At 44.8% G+C, this 1,255-nt stretch carries 1 protein-coding gene; it reads left to right on the top strand.

Annotated elements, in window-relative coordinates:
* Positions 1 to 937 (top strand): diguanylate cyclase (locus A3757_RS18995; protein ID WP_231878324.1); only part of this gene is annotated, 937 nt, incomplete at its 5' end.
* Positions 938 to 1,255 lie beyond the last annotated feature (318 nt).

Here is a 1,255-nt window from a genome sequence, read left to right on the forward strand (position 1 = left end):
AGAATTTCACTGGCTGATGGATATGCTGCAAACCATCGATGTCGGCCTCGTGGTACTGGATCGCAACTTTAGCATTAAAGTTTGGAACAGTTTCATGGAGAGCCATAGCGGCATAACTCCATTGCAGACCAAAGACAAGAATCTCTTTGACTTATTCCCTGATTTGCCCAGAGATTGGCTAGAGCATAAATCTAATTCAGTGTTTATGTTAAAAAACCGCTCCTTTATGACCTGGGAGCAGCGACCTTATCTGTTCAAATTCAAAAACTACCGCCCAATTACCGGCACAGAACCATTCATGTACCAAAACGTGACCATCTCACCTTTGGTATCTGCTGATGGAACGGTAAACCATATCGCTATCATTCTCTATGACGTGACTGATATTGCCGCGAACCGGAACGCACTGGAACGAGCGAACTCTGAATTAGAAATGCTGAGTCGAACTGATCGCCTGACTCGGCTAAACAATCGAGGTTATTGGGAAGAGTGCCTAGAAGCAGAGTTTAGCCGTTATAAGCGCTATCACACGACTTGCTCTGTCATTATGTTTGATATTGACCACTTCAAGAAGGTAAATGACACCTATGGTCACCAAGCCGGCGATGAAGTAATCAGGCAAGTTTCTCAGGCACTTCGGGATAACCTTCGTAAAACTGATATTGCCGGCCGCTACGGTGGTGAAGAGTTTGGCGTTATTCTTGGTAACACCGATGCCGAACATTCCATGGTTTTCTGCGAACGTGTTCGCAAACAGATCGAAGCCATGGAAGTTGTTCATGACGGTAAAACAATCAAATTTACCATTAGCTTGGGAATTAGTCAGGCTGTTGAAGCCACTAGCGACTATATGACCTGGCTTGAACAAGCTGACCAAGCCTTATATGCCTCTAAAGAAGGCGGGCGAAACCAGACCAATACATTCTCCCATAGTTAAAATCTAGCGTGCCGCCGAAAGGTGTGTCGCGCTAGAGATAACGTCATCAACCACGACAATTCTAATAATATTTTGGAGTCACTATGATCCGCCGCTCAAAGTTTCAAAACATAAGCTTTGCTATTCTTGCCGCCGCTAGCGCACCAGCACTTTCCCAAACATTAGCCCCTGCTCAATCCGTATCGCCATTACAAGAAGAAATACAGTGGCTACAGGCAGAGACTTATGTTTCTACGGCAACTAAGACTTTGGAAGATATTAAGAAAAGTTGAGCAAGTGTTACCGTCATTACCGCTGCTGACTTAAAAAGAATGGGTG

Source organism: Oleiphilus sp. HI0117, assembly GCF_001635235.1.